Annotated in this window: 20 protein-coding genes and 2 pseudogenes; 6 read left to right on the top strand and 16 right to left on the bottom strand. The window is 64.0% G+C overall.

The window, feature by feature from the left end; translation table 11 throughout:
- Nucleotides 1–32: 32 nt before the first annotated feature.
- Both adk and ppc read right to left on the bottom strand, forming a co-directional pair.
- Nucleotides 33–680: an adenylate kinase gene (adk, locus tag ASF84_RS02550; RefSeq protein ID WP_056834885.1), complete on the bottom strand. Its 648-nt coding sequence runs from the start codon at nucleotides 678–680 to the stop codon at nucleotides 33–35.
- Nucleotides 681–921: 241 nt separating this feature from the next.
- The gene (ppc, locus tag ASF84_RS02545) at nucleotides 922–3,558 is read right to left on the bottom strand and encodes a phosphoenolpyruvate carboxylase (protein ID WP_056834883.1); all 2,637 of its coding nucleotides are present in this window, start codon (nucleotides 3,556–3,558) and stop codon (nucleotides 922–924) included.
- Between the two features lie 135 nt (nucleotides 3,559–3,693).
- Here ppc and ASF84_RS02540 point away from each other — a divergent pair, with 135 nt between their 5' ends.
- The 4 genes from ASF84_RS02540 to betT all read left to right on the top strand — a co-directional run bounded on the left by ASF84_RS02540 (nucleotide 3,694) and on the right by betT (nucleotide 7,687).
- Nucleotides 3,694–4,020 (top strand): hypothetical protein, encoded by a 327-nt coding sequence (locus ASF84_RS02540; protein ID WP_056834881.1) that lies wholly within the window; start codon nucleotides 3,694–3,696, stop codon nucleotides 4,018–4,020.
- Nucleotides 4,021–4,299: 279 nt separating this feature from the next.
- Nucleotides 4,300–4,713: a DUF4398 domain-containing protein gene (locus ASF84_RS02535; protein ID WP_056834879.1), complete on the top strand. Its 414-nt coding sequence runs from the start codon at nucleotides 4,300–4,302 to the stop codon at nucleotides 4,711–4,713.
- 59 nt (nucleotides 4,714–4,772) lie between these two features.
- On the top strand, nucleotides 4,773–5,555 hold the full coding sequence (locus ASF84_RS02530) for an OmpA family protein (protein WP_056834878.1): 783 nt from the start codon (nucleotides 4,773–4,775) through the stop codon (nucleotides 5,553–5,555).
- 161 nt (nucleotides 5,556–5,716) lie between these two features.
- Nucleotides 5,717–7,687, top strand: coding sequence for a choline BCCT transporter BetT (gene betT / locus ASF84_RS02525; protein ID WP_056834876.1), 1,971 nt, complete (start codon nucleotides 5,717–5,719; stop codon nucleotides 7,685–7,687).
- A 54-nt stretch (nucleotides 7,688–7,741) separates the two neighbouring features.
- Here the strand turns inward: betT and ASF84_RS02520 are convergent, their stop codons facing one another.
- The 6 genes from ASF84_RS02520 to ASF84_RS02495 all read right to left on the bottom strand — a co-directional run bounded on the left by ASF84_RS02520 (nucleotide 7,742) and on the right by ASF84_RS02495 (nucleotide 12,957).
- Nucleotides 7,742–8,107 (bottom strand): hypothetical protein, encoded by a 366-nt coding sequence (locus tag ASF84_RS02520; RefSeq protein ID WP_056834874.1) that lies wholly within the window; start codon nucleotides 8,105–8,107, stop codon nucleotides 7,742–7,744.
- A gap of 98 nt (nucleotides 8,108–8,205) precedes the next feature.
- The gene (locus ASF84_RS02515) at nucleotides 8,206–10,644 is read right to left on the bottom strand and encodes an alpha/beta hydrolase (RefSeq protein WP_056834871.1); all 2,439 of its coding nucleotides are present in this window, start codon (nucleotides 10,642–10,644) and stop codon (nucleotides 8,206–8,208) included.
- Nucleotides 10,641–11,099 (bottom strand): hypothetical protein, encoded by a 459-nt coding sequence (locus ASF84_RS02510; protein WP_056834869.1) that lies wholly within the window; start codon nucleotides 11,097–11,099, stop codon nucleotides 10,641–10,643. Before ASF84_RS02510 ends, ASF84_RS02515 begins: the two co-directional genes overlap by 4 nt.
- Nucleotides 11,100–11,202: 103 nt before the next feature.
- Nucleotides 11,203–11,529 (bottom strand): helix-turn-helix domain-containing protein, encoded by a 327-nt coding sequence (locus tag ASF84_RS02505; protein ID WP_056834868.1) that lies wholly within the window; start codon nucleotides 11,527–11,529, stop codon nucleotides 11,203–11,205.
- Complete coding sequence (locus ASF84_RS02500) at nucleotides 11,513–11,767, bottom strand: type II toxin-antitoxin system RelE family toxin (protein ID WP_056834866.1); 255 nt, start codon at nucleotides 11,765–11,767, stop codon at nucleotides 11,513–11,515. The genes ASF84_RS02505 and ASF84_RS02500 overlap by 17 nt, the downstream gene beginning before the upstream one ends.
- A 242-nt stretch (nucleotides 11,768–12,009) precedes the next feature.
- Nucleotides 12,010–12,957, bottom strand: a complete 948-nt coding sequence (locus ASF84_RS02495) for an aldo/keto reductase (protein WP_056834863.1) — start codon at nucleotides 12,955–12,957, stop codon at nucleotides 12,010–12,012.
- Between the two features lie 180 nt (nucleotides 12,958–13,137).
- Here ASF84_RS02495 and ASF84_RS02490 point away from each other — a divergent pair, with 180 nt between their 5' ends.
- A complete protein-coding gene (locus ASF84_RS02490) occupies nucleotides 13,138–15,582 on the top strand; it encodes a TonB-dependent receptor (RefSeq protein ID WP_082481275.1) in 2,445 nt (814 codons plus the stop codon).
- Nucleotides 15,583–15,612: 30 nt separating this feature from the next.
- On the opposite strand, the gene ASF84_RS02485 is transcribed toward ASF84_RS02490, so the two are convergent.
- From ASF84_RS02485 to ycaC, 3 genes and pseudogenes are all read right to left on the bottom strand, one after another.
- Complete coding sequence (locus tag ASF84_RS02485; protein WP_056834861.1) at nucleotides 15,613–17,226, bottom strand: MFS transporter; 1,614 nt, start codon at nucleotides 17,224–17,226, stop codon at nucleotides 15,613–15,615.
- A 74-nt stretch (nucleotides 17,227–17,300) separates the two neighbouring features.
- Nucleotides 17,301–17,408 (bottom strand): annotated as a pseudogene (locus ASF84_RS30035) (hydrolase); the annotation flags it as partial.
- 107 nt (nucleotides 17,409–17,515) lie between these two features.
- Nucleotides 17,516–18,055, bottom strand: a pseudogene (gene ycaC, locus ASF84_RS02480) (isochorismate family cysteine hydrolase YcaC); the annotation flags it as partial.
- A 561-nt stretch (nucleotides 18,056–18,616) separates the two neighbouring features.
- Between ycaC and ASF84_RS28945 the strand changes: the two are divergent.
- Nucleotides 18,617–18,787, top strand: a complete 171-nt coding sequence (locus ASF84_RS28945) for a hypothetical protein (protein ID WP_156684135.1) — start codon at nucleotides 18,617–18,619, stop codon at nucleotides 18,785–18,787.
- A gap of 38 nt (nucleotides 18,788–18,825) precedes the next feature.
- Here ASF84_RS28945 and ASF84_RS02475 read toward each other — a convergent pair whose 3' ends face one another.
- The 5 genes from ASF84_RS02475 to lysS form a co-directional block, all read right to left on the bottom strand.
- Entirely contained in the window at nucleotides 18,826–21,366 is a 2,541-nt protein-coding gene (locus ASF84_RS02475; protein ID WP_056834857.1) for an ATP-binding cassette domain-containing protein, read from the bottom strand.
- A 58-nt stretch (nucleotides 21,367–21,424) separates the two neighbouring features.
- Nucleotides 21,425–21,733, bottom strand: a complete 309-nt coding sequence (locus ASF84_RS02470; RefSeq protein ID WP_056834856.1) for a hypothetical protein — start codon at nucleotides 21,731–21,733, stop codon at nucleotides 21,425–21,427.
- Nucleotides 21,730–22,599: an alpha/beta hydrolase gene (locus ASF84_RS02465; RefSeq protein ID WP_056835348.1), complete on the bottom strand. Its 870-nt coding sequence runs from the start codon at nucleotides 22,597–22,599 to the stop codon at nucleotides 21,730–21,732. The genes ASF84_RS02470 and ASF84_RS02465 overlap by 4 nt, the downstream gene beginning before the upstream one ends.
- Before the next feature lie 246 nt (nucleotides 22,600–22,845).
- Nucleotides 22,846–24,123 carry a flavohemoglobin expression-modulating QEGLA motif protein gene (locus tag ASF84_RS02460; protein ID WP_056834854.1) on the bottom strand — a complete coding sequence of 426 codons (1,278 nt, stop codon included), beginning with the start codon at nucleotides 24,121–24,123 and terminating at the stop codon, nucleotides 22,846–22,848.
- Between the two features lie 223 nt (nucleotides 24,124–24,346).
- Entirely contained in the window at nucleotides 24,347–25,849 is a 1,503-nt protein-coding gene (lysS, locus tag ASF84_RS02455) for a lysine--tRNA ligase (protein ID WP_056834853.1), read from the bottom strand.
- Nucleotides 25,850–26,022 lie beyond the last annotated feature (173 nt).

The following is a 26,022-nucleotide window of genomic DNA, read 5'->3' as shown; positions in this document are numbered from 1 at the left end:
AAGCGGGCCATTGTCATGTCAAACAGTGTGGATCAGCTCAGAGCTGCCAGCACCTTGGTGGTGATCTCGTCGACCGAACCCACGCCAGGAATGTGGCTGCACTTGGGCTTGCCCTGCTCGGCACCCAGCGTGCTGTAGAACTCGACCAGCGGCTTGGTCTGCGAGTGGTAGACCGACAGGCGATGACGCACGGTGTCTTCGGTGTCGTCCTTGCGCTGGATCAGCGGCTCGCCGGTGGCATCGTCCAGGCCTTCGACCTTGGGCGGATTGTGGATCGTGTGATAAACGCGCCCTGAGGCCTCGTGCACACGACGACCGGAGATACGCTGGACGATTTCTTCGTCGTCCACGGCAATCTCGAGCACATGGTCGATCTCGACACCGGCGTCCTTCAGGGCTTCAGCCTGGGGGATGGTGCGCGGGAAGCCGTCGAACAGCACGCCGCCTTCGCAGTCCGGCTGAGCCAGGCGGTCCTTGATCAGGCCGATGATCAGGTCATCGGACACCAGGCCGCCGGCGTCCATGACGCTCTTGGCCTTGAGGCCCAGCTCGGTGCCCGCCTTGACGGCCGCGCGCAGCATGTCGCCGGTAGAGACCTGGGGAATGCCGAACTTTTCAGTGATGAACTTTGCCTGAGTACCTTTTCCGGCGCCCGGAGCTCCCAGCAGAATCACGCGCATCGTCATGCTCCTCAAATTTTTATATGGAAATCATCGGATTCGCCTCTTGGGCCAATCGAAAACTAAATAGACGGCCAAAGGCCAAAAGGTTGATCAAGATACACAGCCCACACAGGGCGCACAAGCCGCCCAAGGTCGCAGCTACGCCGCGCCCGGCAAGCCTTACAGTGGTGGGCTGAGTGAATTGACAAGACCCGCCGCCAGGTGACGGCGGCAGGCCTTGCGCAGGCAGCATCGATCGTCAACCGGTATTGCGCAAACCGGCCGCGATACCGGCCACCGATACCAGCAGGGCCCGCTCCAGCGGGCTGTCCAGACGGGCTTCACGCTCGCGGGCACGCGCCAGCAGCTCGGCCTGGAGCAGGTGCAGCGGGTCCAGGTAGGTATTGCGCAGGCTGATGAACTCCAGCGTCTCGGGACTGTGCGCCAGCAACCGCTGCTGGCCGGTCAGGCCCAGCACCACCTCGCACGCCTGCGACAATAGGTCGCGTAAATGCGACCCCAAATGCTGCAACTTCGGGCTGACCAGACGCTCGTCGTAGAGCCGGGCGATGTCGCTGTCGGCCTTGGCCAGGACCATTTCCAGCATGTCGATGCGGGTGCGGAAGAATGGCCACTGCTCACGCATCTGCGCCAGCAACGGCCCTTCACCGCGCGCCAGCGCCTGGCTCAGCGCCGCCTCCCAGCCCAGCCAGGCCGGCAGCATCAGGCGCGTCTGGGTCCAGGCGAAGATCCACGGGATGGCTCGCAGGCTTTCGACCCCGCCTTCGCGACGCTTGGCCGGACGGCTGCCCAGCGGCAGGCGCCCCAGCTCCTGCTCGGGCGTGGCCTGGCGGAAATACTCGACGAACTCGGGGTGCTCACGCACCACGGCGCGGTAGGCCTTGACCCCGTCGCCGGCCAGGCGGTCCATCATCTGCCGCCAGGCCGGTTCCGGCAGCGGCGGCGGCAGCAGGGTCGCTTCCAGCACCGCGGCCAGATAAAGGTTGAGGTTCTGTTCGGCAATGCCCGGCAGGCCGAACTTGAAACGGATCATCTCGCCCTGCTCGGTGGTGCGAAAACGCCCGGCCACCGAGCCTGGCGGCTGCGACAGAATCGCCGCATGCGCAGGACCGCCGCCGCGCCCGACCGTACCGCCGCGACCATGGAACAACAGCAGTTCGACCTGCTGCTCGCGGCAGATCCTGACCAGGTTTTCCTGCGCCCGGTACTGTGCCCAGGCCGCCGCCGTGGTGCCGGCGTCCTTGGCCGAGTCCGAATAACCGATCATCACTTCCTGCGGCCCGTGCAGGCGCGTCCGATAGCCGGGCAGCCCCAGCAGGCGCTCGATCACGGGACCGGCGTTGTCCAGGTCGGCCAGGGTCTCGAACAGCGGCACCACGCGCATCGGCCGTTGCAGGCCGGCTTCTTTAAGCAGCAACTGCACCGCCAGCACGTCAGAGGCCGCGCCCGCCATGGAAATCACGTAGGAGCCCAGCGAAGCCGCAGGCGCTGCCGCAACCTCGCGGCAGGTGGCCAGCACCTCGGCGGTGTCGGCGGCCGGTGTGAAGTGCGTCGGCAACAAGGGCCGGCGGCTCTTCAATTCCTGAGTGAGAAACTCGATCCGGGCCTCTTCATCCCAGTCTTCGTAACGGCCCAGGCCCAGGTAATCGGTGATTTCCGTCAGCGCTGCGCTATGCCGGCTGGAGTCCTGACGCACATCCAGCCGCACCAGAAACAGCCCGAATGTCACTGCCCGGCGCAGGCAATCGAGCAAAGGTCCGTCGGCGATCACGCCCATGCCACATTCGTGCAGCGAATCGAAGCACCGTTGCAGCGGTGCCAGCAGGTCACGGTTGTCATGCAGCACCGCATCAGGCGCCGGCTGGGGGCTGGCCAGTGAGGCCTGCGCCCAGTTGCGCGTGGCGCGCAGACGCTCACGCAGGCGCTTGAGTTCGGCGCGATACGGCTCGGCGCTGTCGCCCACCTGCGCCTTGAGGGTCGCATTGGCCTCTTGCATCGACAGATCGGCGGCCAGGTGGTCGACATCGCGCAGGTACAGGTCGGCGGCCATCCAGCGCGCCAACAGCAGAACCTCACGGGTCACGCCGGCGGTGACATTGGGATTGCCATCACGGTCGCCGCCCATCCACGAGGCAAAGCGGATCGGGGCGGCCTCCAGTGGCAGGCGCAGGCCGGTGGCGGCGTGCAGCGCCTGGTCAGCCTTGCGCAGGTAGTTGGGCACGGCTTGCCACAACGAATGCTCGATCACGGCAAAGCCCCATTTGGCTTCATCCACGGGCGTAGGCCGGGTGCGACGGATTTCTTCAGTGTGCCAGGCCTCGGCGATCAGCCGTTGCAAGCGCGTGACGATCTGCTCGTATTCCTGGCTATTGAGGTCGCGGTGGTCCAGCGCGGCCAGTTGCTCGGCCATCGCATCGTACTTCTGGATCAGCGTGCGGCGGGTCACTTCGGTGGGGTGAGCGGTCAGCACCAGCTCGATGTCGAGCTTGCCCAGTTGCCGGGCCAGGGCCTCCTGGCTGTGGCCGGCGCGCTTGAGGCGCTCAAGCAGTTCAGGCAGTACGCGGTTTTCAAAGGCCGATGGCTGTGCATCGTCACGACGGCGCAGCAGTTGATACTGCTCGGCGATATTGGCCAGGTTGAGAAACTGGTTGAAAGCGCGGGCCACAGGCAGCAGTTCGTCGTCTTCAAGGCCGGCGACACTGGAAGTGAGCTGCTCGGCGCCTTCGGCCGAGCCGCGCCGGCCCGCCTTGGCAGCCTTGCGAATGCGCTCGATGGTGTCGAGAAAATCCGCGCCTCGCTGGTCGCGAATGGTGTTGCCTAGCAGTTCGCCCAGCAAGTGGACGTCTTCACGCAAACGGGCATCTATATCGGCCATCCTAACCTCCTGCAGTTTGTTGTTATGTTACGAACATTGCCTCAAAAACCTCACTGCGCCAAATCCTTTGTCATCGAACCACTGCCGCTTCGTTGCAGTCACACCTTTGACTGCATCAATCGCACCGGAGGCATCATGAACAGTTTCAAGGACCTGCTCAACGCATGGGAAACCCAGTCTCGCCAGCAGCAGGAACGCAGCGAGGTCACCCTGAGCCTGTACCGCCACGACCTGGTCAAGATCCAGGCACTGGCGCAGGCCTATGGCATCAGCGAAGCCCAGGTCACCGAAGGCTTGCTGCACGTCGCTCTGGAACAGGCCGAAGCGGCCATTCCCTATGTACAGGGCGCCGAAGTCATCCGTGTCGAAGAAGGCGATGCGGTGTACGCCGACGAGGGCCGTACGCCAGCCTTCGTCGAAGCCGAGCAACGCATCCTCAAGGCACAGACGCCGCACCGCTGAGCCGGCCGGCGCCTTTGTGACACCCCACTTTCAGGCAGCCTCCCTGGCGCTGCAGGCGCGTCCCTGCGCGCCGTAAAATCCAATATTTACCAACGTTTTCAATAGGTTGGGAAAAAATTTACTCATCAGTACAGAAATTCGAGTGAACTATTCAAAAACCCCACGGGTCCCAGCCAATAGCCATTACAGGAAGACCGCAGGTAGCAGCCGCCCATGGCCCTGACACCTCTGACTCCGGCACCGACTGTCATGGAAAACCAAAGCACTTGGAGTTAAACAATGGAGTTGATGACCATGAACACCCTCACTGCCAAAACCTCGTTCAAACGTCTGCGCGGGCTGAAACTGGCTGCGTTGGCCCTGGGAAGCACTCTGGTCCTGGCCGGCTGTGCTGGCAACCCTCCTACCGAGCAGTACGCGGTGACCCAGTCGGCCGTCAATAGCGCCGTCAGTGCCGGTGGTACCGAGTTTGCCGCTGTCGAAATGAAGGCGGCACAAGACAAACTGCGCGCCGCCGACGTGGCCATGCAGGACAAGAAATACGACGAAGCGCGTCGCCTGGCCCAACAGGCCGAGTGGGATGCCCGTCTGGCCGAACGCAAGGCACAAGCCGCCAAAGCCGAGAAGGCTGTGCAGGATGCTCGCCAGGGCGTCAACGAACTCCGTGAAGAAGGCATGCGCCAGGTCCAGTAAACCGACCCCTTGCCCTTTGCTTTTCACGTATTCGCCATTGATTTAAGGACGACACTATTATGCGCAAACAACTGATGATCCCTGCCCTGCTGGCCATGAGCGTTGCCCTGGCGGCCTGTGCCACCAAGCCAAACCCTAGCCTGGAGCAGGCCCGCACCAACTACACTTCGCTGCAGACCAACCCGGAAGCCACCAAGGTCGCCGCGCTGGAAACCAAAGACGCCAGCGAATGGCTGGAAAAGGCTGACAAGGCCTTCCGTGACGGCGAAGACGCCAAGAAAGTCGATCAACTGGCCTACCTGACCAACCAGCGCGTCGAAGTGGCCAAGCAGACCATCGCCCTGCGCACCGCTGAAGCCAACCTGGGCAAAGCCAGCGCCGACCGCGCCAAGGCCCGCCTGGACGCCCGCGACGCCCAGATTGCCAAACTCAAAGAAAGCATGAACGCCAAGCAGACCGAGCGCGGTACGCTGGTGACTTTCGGTGACGTCCTGTTCGACTACAACAAGGCCGAACTCAAGCCGAACGCCCAGGGCGATATCTTCAAGCTCGCTCAGTTCCTGCAGGAAAACGCCGACCGTAAAGTGATTGTCGAGGGTTACACCGACAGCACCGGTTCCGCCACCTACAACCAGGGCCTGTCCGAGCGCCGCGCCAACTCCGTACGCATGGCACTGGTGCGCGCCGGCGTTGACCCATCGCGCATCGTTGCCCAGGGTTATGGCAAGGAATACCCGGTTGCCGACAACAGCAGCAACTCTGGCCGTGCCATGAATCGCCGTGTAGAAGTCACCATCTCCAACGACAACCAGCCAGTGGCACCACGTTCGACCCTGCGTTGATCGCCTGAGCTGTCGTCCAAGCCCCGCCTGCCCTGTGCAGGCGGGGCTTTTTTTGGCCTGCAGGAAATCAACAAGAAACCCTCGCGGCTGGCGAGGGTCAACACCCTCGCCTCTACTTACACACACGACGCGCCACGGCGTACATGGATAAGCCTTAGCCCATGGTTGAAAAAAACCCACCCGTGCCCCAGTCGGCACTCAATGCACCGGTGTTCTGGACGTCTGCGATCCTGTTGCTGGTCCTGGTCTTGTTCACCAGTATCTTTCGCGATACCGCCCAGGCCCTGTTCGGTCACATCCAGGACTGGATCATCACCAATGTCAGCTGGTTCTATATCCTGGCGGTGGCGATCATCCTCGGCACTGTGGTGTACCTGGGTGTCAGCCGCTATGGCGATATCAAGCTCGGCCCCGACCACAGCACGCCCGACTACAGCAGCACCACCTGGTTCGCCATGCTGTTCTCGGCGGGCATGGGCATCGGCCTGATGTTCTTTGGCGTGGCGGAACCAGTCATGCACTTCCTCAACCCGCCGGTCGGTGATGGCAACACCATCGAAGCCGCCCGCGAAGCGATGAAGATCACCTTCTTTCACTGGGGCCTGCATGCCTGGGCGATCTACGCCATCGTCGCGCTGATCCTGGCGTACTTCAGCTACCGCCACGGCCTGCCGCTGACCTTGCGCTCGGCGCTCTACCCGCTGATCGGCGAACGTATCCATGGCCCCATCGGCCATGCCGTCGATATTTTCGCCATCATCGGCACCGTGCTCGGCGTGGCCACCTCGCTGGGCTTTGGCGTGGCGCAGATCAACACCGGCCTGAACAGCATGTTCGGCCTGCCGATCAACACCGGCGTGCAGATCGGCCTGATCATCGGCACCACGGCGCTGGCCACCCTGTCGGTGGTCTCGGGCCTGGACAAAGGTGTGCGCAGGCTCTCGGAGCTGAACCTGGGCCTGGCCGTCCTCTTGATGCTGATGGTGGTGCTGCTCGGTCCGACCGTGTTGATTCTGCAGACCTTCGTGCAGAACACCGGCGGCTACCTGACCGAAATCGTCAGCCGTACCCTGAACCTGTACGCCTATGACCCCACCGACTGGATCGGCGGCTGGACCCTGTTCTACTGGGGCTGGTGGCTGGCCTGGTCGCCCTTCGTGGGCCTGTTCATCGCGCGTATTTCACGCGGCCGCACGATCCGCGAGTTTGTGAGCGGGGTACTGTTGGTGCCGACCGCGTTCACCCTGTTGTGGATGACTGTGTTCGGCAATACCGCCATTCACTTGATTCTCGACCAAGGCATGACCGACCTGGCGGCGGCCATCGACAAGGACACGGCCCTGGCCCTGTTTGCGTTCCTGCAACACTTCCCGTTCGCCAGTTTCATTTCGGTGGTCGCGATCATCATGGTGGTGGTGTTCTTCGTCACCTCGGCCGACTCCGGCGCCATGGTGGTCGACATGCTCGCCTCCGGCGGTAACGACAAGACGCCGGTATGGCAGCGGATCTTCTGGGCTTCGGCCATGGGGGTGGTGGCCATTGCCCTGCTGCTGGCCGATGGGCTCAAGGCGCTGCAAACGGCGACCATCGCCAGCGCCCTGCCCTTTACCATCGCCCTGTTGTTCAGCATGCGCGGCCTGCTCAAGGCCCTGAAGCTGGACGCCACCAAGCGCGGCCTGCGTCATCACGCCTTGTCACCCTCGGTGGCCCGCACGCCAGGCAGCTGGCAGCGACGCCTGCGCAACATGGCGATGTTCCCGCGTCGTTCGCATGTGGTGCGTTTCATCAGCGAAGTGGCCAAGCCCGCCTGCCTTTCGGTGGCCGAGGAATGGCGACGCCAGGGCTACAGCTGCAGCGTCGAGGACGGTGAAGACGGTCGCGTGCGACTGACCGTGGGCCCGGCCGACAACCCGGAGTACCTCTACGAGGTTCGCCCGCAAGCCTACGCCATGCCCAGCTTCGTGATGGGTGACACGCAAAGCGAAGAGCGCAAGTATTTCCGCGCCGAAGTGCACCTGCGCGAAGGCGGGCAGGACCATGACGTGATGGGCTGGTCGAAAGAGGACGTCATCGGCGACATCCTCGACCAGTACGAACGCCATATGCACTACCTGCACCTGGTCGGGGACTGATACTAATAAACGGGCGGGGCCATGCGCCCTGCCCGTTTCGCTCCTTGCCAGCAACTACTGGCGCGGCACCTTCTCGATCCGTCCACCACAGCGGGTGAAACAACTGTCGTAGGACGAGGTGCAATGACGGGTGTCGGGCCTGGAGGGTGAAGAGGGCTCGCCACCACACGCATACTTCCACGTGTCTGCGCTGCTCATGTTCGACATGCAGGATCGGTAGTTGGTCATCTGCCAATCGTAGAAGGCCTTATCGTCCTGCACCGAGCGCTGCGCCTTGTCGACGCAGGCCGCCTGCTGCCCGGAGCACTGTTCCACGCACTGCTGTCCCTCGGCCGTTGCCGGCGGCACATGACGGTATTCGACACAACCACCCAGCAGGGCCCCCAGCAACGCGGCAGTGAACAATCGCTTGATAGACACGGCTTGCTTATCCTTTTCCAGTGCATGAAGTTTCCGGCGCTGCGCAACCGCGCGAGGAAAATCGACTGCAATAGACCCGGGTTCTGGAGCCAAGTTCGTCAGGGCGTTACCAGCCGCAACTCCCCGTCCGCATACACCACCTCACGCCCCACCCACGTCATGTCCACCTGCGGCAACACCGCCGAAGGCTTGCGCAGTTCACGCAGCAGGGTCGAGCCGTGAGACAGGCGCCCGCCCATGCGGGCAATCACCGCACGCGCGGCCTGGTAATGGGCGTGCCGACCCGGATCAAGGGTGTCCTCCAGCAGAATGTCGCGGCCGAGGATGCCTTGCACCTGGCCGGGGTAGATCATGAAGCCGGCGGCCTGTTCGGAACCCTCGCGACCGTCCTGCCAGAAACTGCCGGCGCGGCTGCGGATGTCCGGGTGCGGGGCAAACCAGTGCTCGCGCTCGGCCTGGGGCATGGCGTGGTGCAGGCGGAAAAACACCCGCATCAGGTTGTCGCGGTACCACTCGCGCACTTGCAGGTAATAACCGCGCAGCCCCGGCAGGCCTGCCGCATGGGCCAGGCGCACCCGCAGTGGCCAGTGCGGGAAGGCTTGCAGCGGCAGGTCGCTCAGGGCCGGGCGCGGGGTGCCCGGATCGGTTTCCCAGGGCAGCCGGTGTGGGCAATCGTGCAGGTCATCGTAGGCGGTGGGTGGCCGGCCCAGCGCATCGCCGCCGCTGCTGGCCAGGGCAGTGGCAATGCACAGGTTGCCCTGCACCACGAAGACATAGAACCGCGTGAACCAGTCGGCCAGTTGCTGCCCGTCCGCGCCTTGCCGGCTCAGCGTGGCCAGCTCCCGGTCAAAGCGTTGCAGTTGCCGTTCAAGCGTCGGCAGATGCCCGCGCGCCTGGCGCTGCATGCGCATGAACACCGGCAATGAACGCAGCAGACGTGCCGGCCGCCAGGGCAGATAAGGCGTGGCACCACCCACCTCGCCGGCATAGCGGCTGGCGGCAATACCCCAGTCCGCCAGACGGGCGAGAAACAGGTCGTTGTTGATGTACGACGCGCCACCGAATACGGCGGTGAACGGCTCGTTATCCTGCAACACCCGCGCATCCCAGCGCGCCATGATCGCCGGTATGCTGGCCGCCGCCCGGCGCTGGCCATATTCGACAAAACGGCTCGGTTGCGGCGGCAGGATCTCGGCGATGTTGGCGGCGGTCAGGTGCCGGCGCCAGCCATAGTCGCTGATCGGCCGGTACTGCAACAGCCACAGTTGCTGGCCATCCCAGGCCCACTCGACGTCACCGGGCACATAATGGAACACCCGCAGCACGCCTTGCAGAAAGTCCCACAGCTGTTCTTGGTGCAAGCCGTGCGCGGTGGCAAAGGCGCCGCTGCTCCAGCCCTCGCCCAGCCTGGAAATGACCGCTCGTTCAGGGCTGGCCTGACCGTCGGCCAGCGCCTCCAGATGGCCTTCGACCCACTCCAGCTCCACGGCCAGATGGCGCACAAAGGCAATGCCCGACAGCACCGGAGTGATGAAGCGCTGGACCACCACTTCCTCGACGCCGGCACTGCACAACGCACTCACACGCTCGGCCACGTCAACCGCCGGCACACGCAGGTAGGTGGTGCTCAACCCGGCATTGGCCGAGTCGGCCTGGTCTTCGCCATAGCTGGACGAGCGCACCGCCCAGAGTGCTTCGGGCTGGCTGGCCAACAAGGTTGGCAGGCGTCCGTCATCGGCGTCGTGCAGCGACAGCGCGGTGGGCACCGGCTGCCCGGCCAGTTCCGCCAGGCGCAAGCGTCCACCCTTGGTGTGGGCGACAAAACCCGGCGCGCCCGACTCCAGCCATTCGGCAAATTCGGCCGGCGCGTCGATCCACGGATAGTGGCCCCAGCCCGGCTTGAGGCTGATGGTAAGGTCGGCACGCGCCAGGATCGCCGACCAGGCGGCGGCCTGTTCAATGCCCAGCACACCGTCCTGATCGCCCCACACCAGCTCGACCGGGTCCTTGATCCACTCCAGCAGCGGCAGAGCCGTGTCGGCGCGCAGCAGGTCCCAGTACGGCACGAACGCCCGGCACCGGGCATAGCCCTCGCCCATGCGCCGGTACTGGGCTGCGCTCCAGGTGTGCCTTGAAAACTTGCCGGCAAACAACGTCGGGCGATGCGCCAGCAACCAGTGGATGGTCTTGCGGATCGGCATGGGCGACATCAGCGCCGGCAAGCGCCGCTGCCACAGAAAGGCCCCCACCGGTGCCAGCAACACGCTGCGCGAAAAATGCCCGGGTCGACGCTGCAAGGCATGCAGCACCAGCAAGGCACTGACGCCCACGGCCATGATTGCGCGGCCTTTTACCGTCGCACCCAACAGCGCCTCGGCATAGGCCGGCAGGTCCTCGCACGGTGGCGCCGGGTTGGCGCCGAACCCCGGCAGTTCCAGCGGTATCACTTCATAGCGCTGAAAGTGCTCCAGCACATCATCCCACCAACGGGCGCTGCTGCCGTTGCCGGCCAGCAGGTACATCACCGGCTTGTTCATGCGTCACCCCGGGGCTGCCCATCATGGCGATACAGCCAGAACAAGGGCGGCAACAACGCCAGCAAGGCCAGCGAATCGATCAGCAGATGTGACCAGATCCCGGCCTGCAGCGAAAAGAACAGATCCTGCGGCGCCCACAGCAACAGCCCGGCGATCAGCCAGGCCCAGACCCTGGGCTGGCGGATCTGGCTGCCAATGTGCACCAGCGCCAGCATGTACAACGAAAAGCTCTGCACCGTGGCACCGAACAACGCCAGCCACCAGACCTGCTGTTGGCGGGCAAAAACCGGCGCCGCCTCGGGCCAGAAAGCCTGCTCCAGGGAAGCGAGGTAGCCATCGAACAGCACAGAACCGCCCGCCCAACTGACCAGCAGGCCACCCAGCAGATGAGCCAGGGCCACGGCGTACAGCCAGTACACCAGGGTGCGTCGCAAGGTTGAAAGTAAGCACGGCATTGCAGGTCTCGAGTGAGGCTGAAAGACGGGCGAGTGTAATCGAACTGACCGGGCAGGCAGGCCATAGAAGTGGGTGACGCTTTACGAATGGTATTGCTGCACGTCAGATATCAAGGAGCGCTGGCGCAACCCCCAGAGCCGTTGCAATTTTCTCACGCGTTGCACGTCGCGGCCGGGTAGCCTGCTCCTGCTGTGCATAGGCCGATTGGGTGATCCCGATCCGTTCAGCCACCTGAGCCTGAGAAAGGCCAAAGTATTTACGCCACGCCCCCGCAGCGGTAAGCCCTTCCTTGACCATGAACCCCACAACTTCATTGGGCACCCGATCGTGCAGAGGATGATCTTTCACGTAGTCCGCATAGGGAATGACGACGAAAGCAGGCGCGCCGTCCGGTCCATTGATGATTTGCACGTTAGTAGGTGTGCTCATCTCGCTTTTTCACCTCTTCGATATTCACGATCTTCACGCCACCCTCCCAGTCGAACATGACTCGATAGTTTCCTGTACGAAGACGGTAGCCATATGAGTGATGGGCGAGGCTTTTGACATTCTGGACATTGGGCATATGCACCAAAGCCTGAACCGCATCGTAGATCCTGGACTGGTCGGTTTTGTGGAGCTTGCCCAACTGCTTGACCGCTTTGCGCGCCCAGTGGATTGTATTCATTCCGCCTCACCAAACACTTATTAAAAATAAGTATTTTTATTAGGTTAATCAAGAACCTTTTCATGGTGGACAGTCTGATCCGGGCACAGCAGTGTGTCATGTCAGCGCAATCGCTGACGAATGAAGGATATGCCGCAACGTTTCATTGAATGAGCGGCATGTCTGGAAGGATGTTGACTCAGGCGCGTGTCAGAACGATCACGCCAGTCTGGCGGCGGCACATGTTGCCGCTGCCCTTCAAATCAAAGCCGATCAAGCCTCGCCACGTCCTCATCACTGAGCACCAGGGTCGCGGCCCGTGCCAGGCTTTCGACCTGGGCCACGCTGGTGGCGCTGACGATCGGCGCGGTCACGCCCGGCTGGCGCAGCAGCCAGGCCAGGGAGACTTCCGAAGGACTGGCCTGATGACTCGCAGCGATGTCGTCCAGGGTGTCGAGCATTGCCAGGCCGCGGGCATCCAGGTACTTGGCGACGCCCTGGCCGCGCGTGCTCTTGCCCAGGTCAGCCGGCGAGCGGTATTTGCCGGACAAAAAGCCCGACGCCAGGCTGTAGTAGGTGACCACGCCGATATTGGCGTGAATGCACAACTGTTGCAGGTCACCCTCGAAACCCTGGCGGTCGTACAGGTTGTATTCAGGCTGCAACACCTGGTACGCCGGCAACCCCGGCTGCCCGGCGGCGCTCAGGGCCTCGGCCAGTTGTTGATAGTTGAGGTTGGAGGCACCGACGCTGCGAATCTTGCCGTCGCCCAGCAGTTGCCCGAACGCACTCAGGGTTTCCGGGTAGGACGTCTCGGGGTCGGGCCAGTGCGAGAAGTACAGGTCGATGTAGTCGGTCTGCAAGCGGTTGAGCGAGTCTTCCACGGCCTGGCTGATCCAGCGCTGCGACAGGCCCTTGCGCCCTTCGCCACCCATGTCCGCGCCCACCTTGGTGAACACCTTGATCTTTTCGCGCAGGCCAGGTCGCGCCTGCAGCCATTTGCCGATAAGGGTTTCCGACTCGCCGCCCTGGTTGCCCTCGGCCCAGGCCGAATACACATCAGCGGTGTCGATGGCATCGAAGCCGTGATCGATAAAGGCATCCAGCACGGCAAAGCCGGTCTGCTCGTCAAGGGTCCAGCCCAGGACGTTGCCGCCGAACACCAGTGGCGCAATGTCGATGCCGGTGGTTCCCAAAGTGCGTCGTTGCATGATCGTCTCCCTGGCGCGTGCGTTCTGAAGGTCTGCACATCGGAACACTCGATTGCCCTGCCGGTTCGATCGAAAACCGGTTAAACCACGGCCACGACAAAATAGTGGGCAACACCGTGTCCCCTTTTTGCCGCTGGCGTGTCATGAGCTACAAGTGAACCCATCGAAGAGAGTCCTCCAATGCCCGCACTGCCACGCCACAGGTCGTTCCTGGCGTCATCGATTTCCCGTGCCACGCTGTGTCTGCAATTGACGCTCGGCACGACCATAGGCCTGAGCCTGCTGACTGCGCCCGTCGCCCTGGCCGAAAGCCAGCAGCAAAGCTACAGCATTGCCGCCGGTGACCTGGGCTCAGTGCTGACCCGCTTTGCCGGCCTGGCCGGGGTCAGTCTGTCGGTGGACCCGGCGCTGGTCAACGGCCGGCGCAGTGCGGGCCTGAACGGCACCTACAGCGTCGAAAGCGGCTTTAGCCAATTGCTGCAAGGCAGCGGCCTGCAACTGCAACCGGTCGCCAGCGGCAGCTACACCCTGATGCCGGCACCGGCCGCAGCCACGGCCGGCACGCTGGAGCTCAACGCCACCGACATCGTCAGCACCAGCATCCTGTCGTTCAATGGCGACGGCGAGCGCTATGCCGGTGGCCAGGTGGCGCGGCGCGGTTCGCTGGGCCTGCTGGGCTCGCGCGACTTCATGGACACCCCGCAAAGCATCACCACCTACACCAGCGAAGCAGCCAAGAACCAGCAGGCACGCACCCTGACCGACCTGGTGGCCAGCGACCCGTCGGTGCGTGCCACCAACCCGGCCGGCGGACGCTTCGAGCAGTTCACCATCCGTGGCTTCAGCCTGTTCAATACCGACGTGTCGTACAACGGCCTGTACGGCGTGCTGCCGACCTACTCCATCGACATGGAAATGGCCGACCGCATCGACGTGTTCAAGGGCACCAACCAGTTGCTCAACGGCATCTCGCCGCGCGGCAGCGTCGGCGGCGGCATCAACGTGGTCGCCAAGCGCGCCACGGAAAAGCCGATCACCGAATTCACCGGCAGCCTGGCTTCCGACAGCCAGGTCGGCGGTGGCGTGGACATTGGCCGGCGCTTCGGCGACGAAGACCAGTACGGCATCCGTTTCAACGGCGTTAAGCAGTCGGGTGATACCGAATGGGACCACCAGAACGTCGACCGTGAAATGTCGGTGCTGGGCCTGGATTTCCGTGGCGAACGCCTGCGCGTTTCGGCCGACATCGGCCGCACCGAGCGCGACACCGATGCCCCGCAGGAGCGCATCCAGGTCGGCGCCAACGCCCGCGTGCCCAGCGCCGGCTCGATCAACAGGAACTACGCCCAGCACTGGAGCCAGGCCAGCACCAACGACACCTTCGGCGACCTCAACGCCGAATACGACCTGAGCGACTCGTTCATGGTCTACGGTGCGGTCGGTGCCCGCGAAAGCAACCACGACTTCCTGCGCCACGCGGTCAGTGTCACCAACGACGCCGGCGACTTCACCATTTCGCCGCGCTATTTCACCCGTGACGAAAGCGTGCGCACCGCCACCGTCGGGGCGCGCAAGTGGTTCCACACCGGCCCCGTCAGCCACGAGCTGAACATCTCGGCCACGCACTTCTACATGGACTTCACCAACGGCGGCTCGCGCTACGCCACCGCTGGCGGCAATATCTACAACCCGATCCAGCGCCCGGAACCCGGCACCCCGACCCGCCAGGATTCCAAGGACTACACCGAGAACCGCTTCGACAGCATCGGCATTGCCGACACCCTGGGCTTTTTCGATGACCGCCTGCTGCTGACCCTGGGCGGGCGTTTCCAGCGCGTGCAGGTCGAGGACTGGAGCGACGGCGTCAAGGGCCCCACCGCCTATGACGAGAAGAAGTTCTCGCCCTCTGGTGGCGTGGTGTACAAGGTCACCGACCAGTGGTCGCTGTACGCCAACTATATGGAAGGCCTGAGCCTGGGCAAGATCGCCCCCTCCACCTCCATCAACGAAAACCAGATCTTCGCGCCGTTCATCAGCCGCCAGGTTGAGCTGGGCACCAAGTACGACCTGGGCTCGGTGGCCTTCACCGCCAGCGTGTTCCGCATCAAGCAACCGGCCTACGAGACCAACGCCACCACCCGCGTGTTCGGCCCCAGCGGCAAGCGCGAGAACACCGGTGTCGAGCTGAGCGTCTTCGGTGAACCGGTCGAAGGCGTGCGCCTGCTGGGCGGCCTGATGTACATCGACAGCGAGTTGACCAACACCGCAGGCGGTATCTACGACGGCAACCGCGCCCCGGCCACACCCAAGTACAACGTCAACCTGGGCGCCGAATGGGACGTGCCGGGCGTGCAAGGCGTGACCCTGACCGCACGCGGCATCCATTCCAGCTCGCAGTACCTGGACCAGGCCAACAGCAAGTCGATCGACGGCTGGGAACGCTTCGACCTCGGCGCCCGCTATGCCTTCAAGGTCGAAGGCAAGGACATCACCCTGCGCGCCAATGTCGAGAACGTGCTGGATAAGGCCTACTGGGCCTCGGCTGGCGCCTCGGATGACAGCGAGCCGGGCCTGACCCTGTCGACGCCACGCACCTACCTGCTCTCGGCTACCGTGGGTTTCTAGAAAACACCCCTCACCAGGGCGGGGGGGTTCTCAATGCCCCGCCGCCTGATTCAACAAGTGCCGGATCTTCACCGGCACGCCTTCTTCCTGGAACCTTCGTGCGGCCACTTCCAGCTTCTGGTCGGCGCGGGTCACGCGGTCGTGATGGCGCAGGTGCTCGACCCAGGATTCCTCGAAAAAGTACTCCTGCCACAGCCGGGGGTCCTGCGCGTCCTGCATCAAGCCCCATGAAAACGCACCATTACGCTTGCGCATGTGGCTGACCGCCTGCATGGCGTGGCTGAATTTCGCCACGTGCTCCTGGGCAATCCGGTACTCCACGGTGATCATCACTGGCCCGCGCTCGGCTGGCAGCGCCTCGTCGAGTTGCGGCGCGGCCCAATGCTTCGATGGCTGCATCTCGTCCATCTCGCCGGTCGGCAGCGGGAAGTGCCAGCGCAGCAGGATGCCGATCAACAACACCACGCCGGCGCCCATGAAAGCCGCATTCATCGACACATGGCTGGCCACCGCACCCCACCCGGCCGCGCCGCCGGCTGAACAGCCGAAGAACACCAGAATGTACAGCGACACCGCCCGCGCCCTGACCCACGACGGCACCGTGGTCTGCACCGCCACTTGCAGGCTGCTCAACACCGCAATCCAGGCCACGCCACTGATCAGCATCAGCGGCGCCAGCGCCGCCATCGAACGCACCCACGCCAGGCCGAACAGCACCAGCGCATACACCACACTGGCCCCCACCACGATCAGGTCGGCGCTCAAGCGCGCCCGCAACCTGGGCAGCAGCACCGCGCCCACTACCGCACCGATGCCCACGCAGCCCAGCAGAATGCCGTAGTCCAGCGCCGTGCCGCCGATCTCGCGGCGCACCAGTAACGGCAGCAAGGCCATGCCCACCACCGCACCGACAAAGAACGCCGCCGTGCGCACCAGCACCGCCCGCAACGACCGCGAACCGCGGGCATAACGCACACCGGCACGCATGGCACCCCACCAGCGCTCGGCCGGCAAGGTCGCCGGGGCCGGCGTATGGCGCCAGGCATACAGGGCCACGATCACCGCCAGAAACGATACGCTGTTCAAGGCAAAGGTCAGCCACGGCCCGCTCAGGCTCACCAGCACCCCGGCAATCGCCGGACCAATGGCCCGCGCCACGTTCATCGCCAGGCTCGACAATGCCACCGCGGCCGGTACGTCCTCACGGGCGACGATCTCCGGGGCCAGCGCCGACCAGGCCGGCATCATCAGCGCGCTGCCGATGCCCATGGCAAAGGTCAGGGTCAGCAACAGCGGCACCGACATCTGACCGGTTACTGTCAGCAGGGTAAGCGCCAGGGCCACCAGCGCCATCCAGCCCTGCACGGCCAGCAGGTAGCGGCGCTTGTTGACGATGTCGGCCAGGGCCCCGGCCGGCAGCGCCAGCAAAAACACTGGCAAGGCGCCAGCCACCTGCACCAGCGCCACGGCTTGTGGGCTGGCCGACAGCGAGGTCATCAGCCAGCCGGAACCGACTTCGTGCATCCAGGTGCCGATGTTCGAGGCAATACTGGCCAGCCACAACCACAGGAAGACGCGGGTGTGCAGGGGTTTCCAGGGCGATGCGGTTGATGCAGCGGGCAATGTGGCGGTCGGCGTGTGCATGGCGGCTCTCACAAATCCTTGGGCTGAAAAAAAGCCTGCGGGTCAAGGCAGGCTTTCAGGGCATGGGCAGCGGCTTAGCCTTTGTGGGCGGTCAGCGCGGCGTAGCCATTCATCAGGTTGCGGTAGTTGGGAATCCGCTGCGACAGCAGGTTGCCCAGGCCTTCAATATCGTTGCGCCAGTCGCGGTGCAGCTCGCAGGCCACCGAGAACCAGTTCATCAGTTGCGCACCGGCCTGGCTCATGCGGTTCCACGCGGCCTGCTGCACGGTCTCGTTGAAGGTGCCCGACCGTCGTTGCGCCAGTCGCGGTGCAGCTCGCAGGCCACCGAGAACCAGTTCATCAGTTGCGCACCGGCCTGGCTCATGCGGTTCCACGCGGCCTGCTGCACGGTCTCGTTGAAGGTGCCCGACGCATCGGTGACCACAAACACTTCAAAGCCTTCGGCCAGCGCCGACAGGGTCGGGAACGCCACGCACACATCGGTGACCACACCGGCAATGATGATCTGCTTGCGGCCGGTGGCCTTGATTGCCTTGACGAAGTCTTCGTTGTCCCATGCATTGATCTGGCCAGGGCGGGCGATGTACGGCGCGTCCGGGAACATCTCTTTCAACTCTGGCACCAGCGGGCCATTGGGGCCTTGCTCGAAGCTGGTGGTGAGGATGGTCGGCAGCTCGAAGAACTTCGCCAGATCAGCCAGGGCCAGCACGTTGTTTTTGAACTCGTTGGGCGAGAAGTCCTGCACCAGCGAGATCAGGCCGGTCTGGTGGTCCACCAGCAGTACGATGGCGTCGTCTTTGTTCAGGCGGTTGTAAGTGGCTGCGCTCATGATCGAATCCCTTGCTTAAGTGAGTAAGTGGTTGCGTTCAACATGGGCACAGATTAAGGGCGATTGATTGAGGGATAAATCGGCTGGAATGCGTATGACCGTCAACCTGAATGCGACAATCAGCCGCTCGTGATGCTGCACTGGTAGGAGCGCGCTCTGCCCGCGACCGGCTGCGTTAGCAGTCGTAAAATTGTGGCGTTTCACAAATTTTTGCGAGCGCTGCGCACTCGGTCGCGGGCAAGCGCGCTCCTACAACAAGTCGTCCCCACCCTTGTAGTTCACTTCCGAACTTTCCGGATCGGCCTGTCCACGACTGGTCATGCCCAAGCCGCCTGATTATCCTGCGCCAATGACTGAACCACGGGGTCATCCCCGAATAGCACCGCCGTACCGAATGCCGGCCGCAAGAGCCGAACCTGAGCGGGCTGGAATGGCTGGGCAACACCTTGCAACTGCTGGACTGGCGCAACGACACATGGATCCGCTGGCGCGACTAACCCCGACTACAGGCAACTGGTCACCTGGATTCCGGCAAAAGGCTTCAACTGGCTGGACTTCACTATGCCTGACGCTGAAAAGACCCGGCTCTTTCTTGAAGGCGCTCAGTGCGCGGCCGATTTTCTGCGCACCTTTGACTGGCTCAACTACAAAGCCCTCCGGGAAATCATGGCCGAACAGGCTCGCGCCGATCAGGAAGGTACGAGAAGACACGCCTTGCAGGCCGGCGCCTGAACCGGCCCTTCGCAAGCGCATGGCCGGTTCGGCAGTGGCTACAACGCGCTGGCCAGAAACGGCGCCGTGCGGCTTTCGGCACACTGCGCCACGGCCTGTGGCGGACCGGCCACCACCACCTTGCCGCCCGCCTCGCCGGCCCCGGGACCGATGTCGATCACCCAGTCGCTCTGCGCTACCACGCGCATGTCGTGCTCGACCACGATCACCGTGTGCCCGGCATCGACCAGGCGGTTGAGCTGCACCATCAGGCGGTCGACGTCCTGGGGGTGCAGGCCGTTGGTGGGTTCGTCCAGCACGTACAGGGTCTTGCCGCGGGCCATGCGCTGCAGTTCGGTGGCCAGCTTGATGCGCTGCGCCTCGCCGCCCGACAGTTCAGTGGCCGGCTGGCCCAGGCGCAGGTAGCCCAGGCCGATGTCCTTGAGCACCTGCAGGGCACGGCGGGCCGCCGGTTGCTCGGCAAAGGTGTCGAAGGCCTGATCGACGGTCTGTTGCAGCACCTGGGCGATGTTCAGGCCCTGCCAGGTAACCGCCAGGGTCTCAGGGCTGTAGCGAGCGCCGTGGCAGGTCGGGCACGGGGCATAGACGCTGGGCATGAACAGCAATTCGACGCTGACAAAGCCTTCGCCTTCGCAATTCGGGCAACGGCCCTTGGCGACGTTGAACGAGAACTGCCCGGCATCGAAGCCCAGCGCTTGTGCCTGTTCAGTGGCGGCAAACAGCTTGCGCACGTGATCGAACAACCCGGTGTAGGTCGCCAGGTTCGAGCGCGGCGTGCGGCCGATGGGTTTCTGGTCGACCTGCACCAGGCGCTTGAGGCCTTCGAGCCCGCCACTGATCTGGCCGCCGCTGGTGTGCAGCGGTTCGTCTTCCAGGTCCGTTTCGCCGGTCTCGGGGCTGGCCGGCGCCTGACCCAGGTGGCTGCCGACCAGCTCCAGCAAGGCTTGGCTGACCAGGCTGGACTTGCCCGAGCCGGAAATGCCGGTGACGGCGGTGAAGCAGCCCAGCGGAAACCCGGCGCTCAGGTTGTGCAGGTTATTGCGGGTGATGCCCTCCAGGCGCAGCCACTCCTGTGGCTGGCGTAGCGGATGCGCGGTGGCGTCCGGCTCGCTGAACAGGTAAGCGCGGGTGCTGGAATCGGCCACCTGCTCAAGGCCGGCCGGCGGGCCGCTGTAGAGGATGCGCCCGCCCTGCTCGCCCGCCGCCGGGCCGACGTCGATCAGCCAGTCGGCGCGGCGCATGGTGTCCAGGTCGTGCTCGACCACAAACACCGAGTTGCCCGAGGCCTTCAGGCGTTGCAGGGCATCGAACAGCGCCTGGCTGTCGGCCGGGTGCAGGCCGGCGGACGGCTCGTCGAGCACGTAGATCACGCCGAACAACTGCGAGTTAAGCTGGGTGGCCAGGCGCAGGCGTTGCAACTCGCCGGACGACAGGGTCGGTGTGCTGCGTTCCAGCGCCAGGTAGCCCAGGCCCAGATCGATCAGGGTGGTGATGCGCTCCAGCAGTTCATGGGCGATGCGTTGCGCGGCCAGGCGCTTTTCCAGTGACAGGTCGGGGTCTTCGTGCGCCAGGTAATCGGCACCGGCCACGTCCTTGAGCACTTCGCTGAGCGCCTGCAACGACAGCTGCGACAGCTCGGCGATGTCCAGCCCGGCGAAGGTCACGGTCAGCGCCTCGCGCTTGAGGCGTTTGCCCGCGCACGCCGGGCACGGGCTGGCGCGCATGTACTGCGACACCCGTTTGCGCATCTGCGCGCTCTGCGAATGCATGAAGGTGTGCAGCAGGTAGCGCCGCGCGCCACTGAAGGTGCCCTGGTAGCTGGGCTCGAGCTGGCGCTTGAGCGCGGTGCGGGTCTGCGCCGGGGTCAGCCCGGCGTACACCGGCACGGTGGGGGTTTCTTCGGTGAACAGAATCCAGTCGCGCTGCGCCTTGGGCAGGTCGCACCACGGGATGTCGACGTCATAGCCCAGGGTCACCAGGATGTCGCGCAGGTTCTGGCCCTGCCAGGCCAGCGGCCAGGCCGCCACGGCACGCTGGCGGATGGTCAGCGAAGGGTCGGGCACCATGGACGCTTCAGTGACTTCATGCACCCTTCCGATACCGTGGCATTGCGGGCAGGCGCCTTGCGGCGTGTTGGCCGAGAAGTCTTCGGCATAGAGCATCGGCTGGCCGGCCGGGTAGCGACCGGCGCGTGAATAGAGCATGCGGATCAGGCTCGACAGGGTCGTGACGCTGCCCACCGAGGAGCGCGCACTGGGCGTGCCGCGCTGCTGTTGCAGGGCCACCGCCGGCGGCAGGCCCTCGATGGCGTCGACATCGGGCACCCCGACCTGGTCGATCAGACGGCGCGCATAAGGCGCCACCGACTCGAAGTAGCGGCGCTGCGCTTCGGCATAGAGCGTCGAGAAGGCCAGCGACGACTTGCCGGACCCCGACACCCCGGTGAACACCACCAGCGCATCGCGGGGCACATCGACGTCGACATTCTTGAGGTTATGTTCCCGGGCACCGCGCACCCGGACGAATCCGGAACTGCCGGGCAAGGCGGAAGGCAAAGGGGTGTCGAGACGCGAAGGCATTGGGTTTTTCCTTGAAACGGCAAAGGCGATAAGGCAATGGACCGCACGTAAAACGGTTCTACTGCCCCGATGTGCAGCGCACCACGCGCTGACGCTCATCAACCAGCACGCCGCTCAAGCCTTTCTGTGTGGTGTCGAACAGCACCAGCACGCCATCAATGCACTGCGCCACCGGATCCGCCGGGGTCACGCTGGCGCGGTACTCCTGGCCGGGGACGGTCTTGAGAAACGTGAACTGCTCCAGGCGCAGCGCGTCTTCGGGTTTGGCGAAATGCAGGTAGCCGTAGTAGCCCAGGCAGGCGACGGTGCCGGCAATGCTGGCCACAGCGGTCAGGATCAGCGGGATCAGGTTGCGGTCCTGGCTCACGGCTCGGCCTGGTCCGGGTAATTGGGGATTTCGCCCAGGCGGCGCAGGCCGTTGAAATGCTGCGGGTCGTCGAGGTAGCGCAACAGCACCTGGCGCCAGGTAGGGTCGGCGAAGGTTTGCACGTGGCCGCCACGGGTCAGTTGCAGCACCCGGGGCAAGGGCGCGGCCTTGTACAGCGTCAGGCCGTTGTCCAGCGGCACCAGCGTGTCGTCCAGGCTCTGGAAGATCAGCATGGGCGTACCCTTGAGCCCGTCCAGGCTGTTGACCGCGCTGTCGGCATCGGGCACCAGCCAGGACAGTGGCCGTTTAAAGGCCCAGGTCAGCCACGAGGTGCCCAAGGTATAGCGAGCCACGTCGCGGTAGCTGGCTGGCGCGCCGTCGAGCACCAAGGCCTTGAGGCGACCGCGATGCTCGGGGTGACGGGCCAGGTAATGCACCGCCAGCGCGCCACCGATGCTTTGCCCGAGCACAATGCGTGGATGGCCCTGCACCTCGGGTGCGGCGTCCAGCCAGGCAAAGGCGGCGTCCAGGTCCTGGTAGATCGCCGGCAGGCTGGGCGCGCCCTGGGACAGGCCGTAGCCGCGGTAATCAAGCATCAGCACCTGATAGCCCTGCTCCGGCAGCCACCCACTTCCACCCAGGTGCCAGGCCAGGTTGCCGCCGTTGCCATGCAGGTGCAGCACCGTGCCCTTGACCGCCACGCCGGGCCTGGCCGGCAGCCACCAGCCATGCAAGCGCGTGCCGTCGGCGGCCGTCAGGGTGACGTCGCGGTACGCCAGCTGCGCCTTTTCCGGGGTAAAGGGCTGGCCGCGCTCGGGGTAGAACAGCAGGCCACTGCAACCGCCGAGGCTCAGCAGCAGGACCATCAGACCGATCAGTTTCAAATGCACATCCCTTGAATGTTGCCGCCAGTAGGAGCGCGCTTGCCCGCGACCGGCTGCGTAAGCAGTCGTAAATTTGTGGCGTTTCATCAATCCCTGACGGGGTAGCAGTCGTAAATTTTCAGCGCTTCATAGATCCCTGACGGGGTAGCAGTCGTAAATTTGTGGCGTTTCCGAGATTTTGCGAGCGCTGCGCACTCGGTCGCGGGCAAGCGCGCTCCTACAAGGCCCTCACAGGATATTTGAGTAATCCGCTTCGATCCGGTCCAGGCTCAGGTGGTTCAGGAAGTTGGAGAAGCACATCCAGGCCGACAGTGCGTTCATGTCGCGGAACTGCTCGGGCAGGTACTTGGGCGCGATCACCAGGCCTTCGTCCACCAGCTGGCGCAACGTGCGCATGTCTTCCAGGGTGGTCTTGCCGCAGAACAGCAACGGCACCTGCTCGAGCTTGCCCTTGCGCACCGCCAGCTGGATGTAGTTGTAGATCATGATGAAGCCCTTGAGGTACGACAGGTCCTTGGTGAAGGGCAGGCCGTTGGGCGTCGAGCCACGGAAGACGCGGCTGGCGTTGCCGTAGCTTTCCGACATACCGAAACCCTGTTCACGGTAGAAGTCGAACACCTCGATGAAGTCGGCGCCCTCCTCGGCCATGTGGATGGCGCGGGTGCGGTTGGTCAGCTTGCGCAGGCGGCTGGGGTAGGACGCGAAGGCGATCACTTCCATCAGGATCGCCAGGCCTTCCTGGGTCACGGTCGATGAGGGCGGGCCCTTGGACAGGAAGGTGCAGATGGGCTGGTTCTGGCCATTGAGGGTCGTGGCCACATGCACCAGCCCCTCATGCACTTCCAGGGCGCGCACGTCACGCTCGTTGAACATGGCGTCGGAGCGCACCTTGATGTAGTCGGCACCGGCCGCCGCATCGGCCACGATGCCGTCAGACTCGAACACCCGCACGGTGTCCTCGGCCTCGCCGAACACCCGGTTCAAGCGGCTTTGCAGCATGGCCACCGCATCCTTGGCGGTCAGGGTCTTGGGCTCGTCCTTGAGGTCGCCACGGCCGGCGATGTTGTTCAGGTAGCCCGAGAGCATCAGGCCCAGGTCCGACAGGGTCGGGTCACCGGCATGAAAGGCATCGGAGGCCGCGCCATACAGTTCCTGGGAAATCAGGCCGAAATCCTGGGTGCCGCGCGCTTCGAGCATGCGCACCACCATGCGGTATTCGCGGCACATGCGGCGCATGATCTGCCCGGCCGGATTGAACTGCCCCAACTGGCGGGTAATATCGCGCTCGATGTTCTGGAATTCCTGCTTGAGCGCACCGGCATCGAAGCCCAACGAACGGTTCTCGTAATAGGCACGGTCCACGATCGGCAGCTCCTTGCCCTTGGCGGCCAGGAAGGTCTTGCGCACCCCTTCGTCCCACTTCACTGCATCCAGCACGCGGATCGGCGTCTGCGCCGCCACGATACGGTCGGATAACGTACGAATAGTCTGCTGGTAATCGTCCACGCGGTACTCCTTGATCCTGCTGTTGACGTTCTGACTGGGCACGGGACCCGATCTTCACTGCGCCGCACAAGGCGCGTCAATACTGATGATTCAAGAGCGCCTGGCCGCCTTCGCGACCGTGGCTCGCGCCCACCGGCTGTCTGGCTGGCGCCTTTCTTTATGCCGGGCATAAAAAAACCGCCTGTCCACATCACGCGAAACAGGCGGTTCGGAGTGTTGCCGCTTACGCCTGTGGGCGCATGTGCGGGAACAGGATCACGTCGCGGATCGACGGCGAGTTGGTCAGCAGCATGACCAGACGGTCGATGCCGATGCCCTCACCCGCCGTTGGTGGCATGCCGTACTCCAGGGCGCGGACGAAGTCGGCGTCGTAGTGCATGGCTTCGTCGTCGCCGGCGTCCTTGTCGGCCACCTGGGCCTGGAAGCGCTCGGCCTGGTCTTCGGCATCGTTGAGCTCGGAGTAGGCGTTGGCGATTTCACGGCCGCCGATGAACAGCTCGAAGCGGTCGGTGACGTTCGGGTTGTCATCGTTGCGGCGCGCCAGCGGCGACACTTCGAACGGGTACTGGGTGATGAAGTGCGGCTGCTCCAGCTTGTGTTCGACCAGCTCTTCGAAAATCATCACCTGCAGCTTGCCCAGGCCTTCGAAGCCCAGCACCTTGGCGCCGGCTTTCTTGGCGATGGCGCGGGCCTTGTCGATGTCCTGCAGGTCATCGGCGGTCAGCTCGGGGTTGTACTTGAGGATCGAGTCGAACACCGACAGGCGCACGAACGGCTCGCCGAAGTGGAACACCTTGTCACCGTATGGCACGTCAGTGCTGCCCAGCACCAGTTGCGCCAGCTCACGGAACAACTCCTCGGTGAGGTCCATGTTGTCTTCGTAGTCGGCGTAGGCCTGGTAGAACTCCAGCATGGTGAATTCAGGGTTGTGCCGGGTCGAGACGCCTTCGTTGCGGAAGTTGCGGTTGATCTCGAACACCTTCTCGAACCCGCCCACCACCAGGCGCTTGAGGTACAGCTCCGGCGCGATGCGCAGGAACATCGGCATGTCCAGCGCGTTGTGGTGGGTTTCGAACGGCTTGGCTGCCGCACCGCCCGGAATGGTCTGCAGCATCGGCGTCTCGACTTCAAGGAAGTCGCGCCTGGCCAGGAAGCTGCGGATATGGCTGATCACCTGCGAGCGCACGCGGAAGGTGTCGCGCACCTCTTCGTTGACGATCAGGTCGACGTAGCGCTGGCGATAACGCTGCTCGGTGTCGGTCAGGCCGTGGTGCTTGTCCGGCAGCGGGCGCAGCGACTTGGTCAGCAGGCGCACGGCGGTCATTTCGACGTACAGGTCGCCCTTGCCGGAACGGGCCAGGGTGCCTTCGGCGGCGATGATGTCACCCAGGTCCCAGGTCTTGACCTCGGCCAGGGTCTGCTCGGGCAAGGTCTTGCGGTTGACATAGACCTGGATGCGCCCGGTCATGTCCTGGATGACCATGAAGGCCCCACGGTTGAGCATGATGCGACCGGCAACCTTGACGGGGATGGCAGCCTCGGCCAGCGCTTCCTTGGTGTGGTCGACGTACTGTTTCTGCAGGTCGTTGCAGTAGTTGTCGCGACGGAAGTCGTTGGGGAAGGCCTGACCCTTGGCGCGTTCGGCGGCAAGCTTTTCCTTGCGCAGGGCGATCAGGGTGTTTTCTTCCTGTTGCAGGGCTTGCGAGTCGGGTTGTTGGTCGCTCATGTCTTCAGTTATTCCATCACAGGTACGTTGTCCCTCGCCTGCGGCAAGGGATGGCGGGCAGTCCGGGCTGCCCGCTGCTGTTGTGTCGGCCTAGGGTGCCTCTAAAAACGTTGCCGAGGCAGTCAGCGCAAGGCAAAAACAGGCGAAAAACGGTCGGAGTCGCGTTCGACTTT

This window comes from Pseudomonas sp. Leaf127 (genome assembly GCF_001423155.1).
Lineage (GTDB): Bacteria > Pseudomonadota > Gammaproteobacteria > Pseudomonadales > Pseudomonadaceae > Aquipseudomonas > Aquipseudomonas ovata.
The sequence above is the reverse complement of the archived record's forward strand: the minus strand, read 5'-3'. Positions and strand labels throughout refer to the sequence as shown.

Bases quoted from the DNA above. Each gene is read 5' to 3' on its own strand.
- adk (WP_056834885.1), bottom strand. From the start codon at position 680: ATGCGCGTGATTCTGCTGGGAGCTCCGGGCGCCGGAAAAGGTACTCAG.
- ppc (WP_056834883.1), bottom strand. From the start codon at position 3,558: ATGGCCGATATAGATGCCCGTTTGCGTGAAGACGTCCACTTGCTGGGC.
- ASF84_RS02540 (WP_056834881.1), top strand. From the start codon at position 3,694: ATGAACAGTTTCAAGGACCTGCTCAACGCATGGGAAACCCAGTCTCGC.
- ASF84_RS02535 (WP_056834879.1), top strand. From the start codon at position 4,300: ATGGAGTTGATGACCATGAACACCCTCACTGCCAAAACCTCGTTCAAA.
- ASF84_RS02530 (WP_056834878.1), top strand. From the start codon at position 4,773: ATGCGCAAACAACTGATGATCCCTGCCCTGCTGGCCATGAGCGTTGCC.
- betT (WP_056834876.1), top strand. From the start codon at position 5,717: ATGGTTGAAAAAAACCCACCCGTGCCCCAGTCGGCACTCAATGCACCG.
- ASF84_RS02515 (WP_056834871.1), bottom strand. From the start codon at position 10,644: ATGAACAAGCCGGTGATGTACCTGCTGGCCGGCAACGGCAGCAGCGCC.
- ASF84_RS02510 (WP_056834869.1), bottom strand. From the start codon at position 11,099: ATGCCGTGCTTACTTTCAACCTTGCGACGCACCCTGGTGTACTGGCTG.
- ASF84_RS02505 (WP_056834868.1), bottom strand. From the start codon at position 11,529: ATGAGCACACCTACTAACGTGCAAATCATCAATGGACCGGACGGCGCG.
- ASF84_RS02500 (WP_056834866.1), bottom strand. From the start codon at position 11,767: ATGAATACAATCCACTGGGCGCGCAAAGCGGTCAAGCAGTTGGGCAAG.
- ASF84_RS02495 (WP_056834863.1), bottom strand. From the start codon at position 12,957: ATGCAACGACGCACTTTGGGAACCACCGGCATCGACATTGCGCCACTG.
- ASF84_RS02490 (WP_082481275.1), top strand. From the start codon at position 13,138: ATGCCCGCACTGCCACGCCACAGGTCGTTCCTGGCGTCATCGATTTCC.
- ASF84_RS02485 (WP_056834861.1), bottom strand. From the start codon at position 17,226: ATGCACACGCCGACCGCCACATTGCCCGCTGCATCAACCGCATCGCCC.
- ASF84_RS28945 (WP_156684135.1), top strand. From the start codon at position 18,617: ATGCCTGACGCTGAAAAGACCCGGCTCTTTCTTGAAGGCGCTCAGTGC.
- ASF84_RS02475 (WP_056834857.1), bottom strand. From the start codon at position 21,366: ATGCCTTCGCGTCTCGACACCCCTTTGCCTTCCGCCTTGCCCGGCAGT.
- ASF84_RS02465 (WP_056835348.1), bottom strand. From the start codon at position 22,599: ATGGTCCTGCTGCTGAGCCTCGGCGGTTGCAGTGGCCTGCTGTTCTAC.
- lysS (WP_056834853.1), bottom strand. From the start codon at position 25,849: ATGAGCGACCAACAACCCGACTCGCAAGCCCTGCAACAGGAAGAAAAC.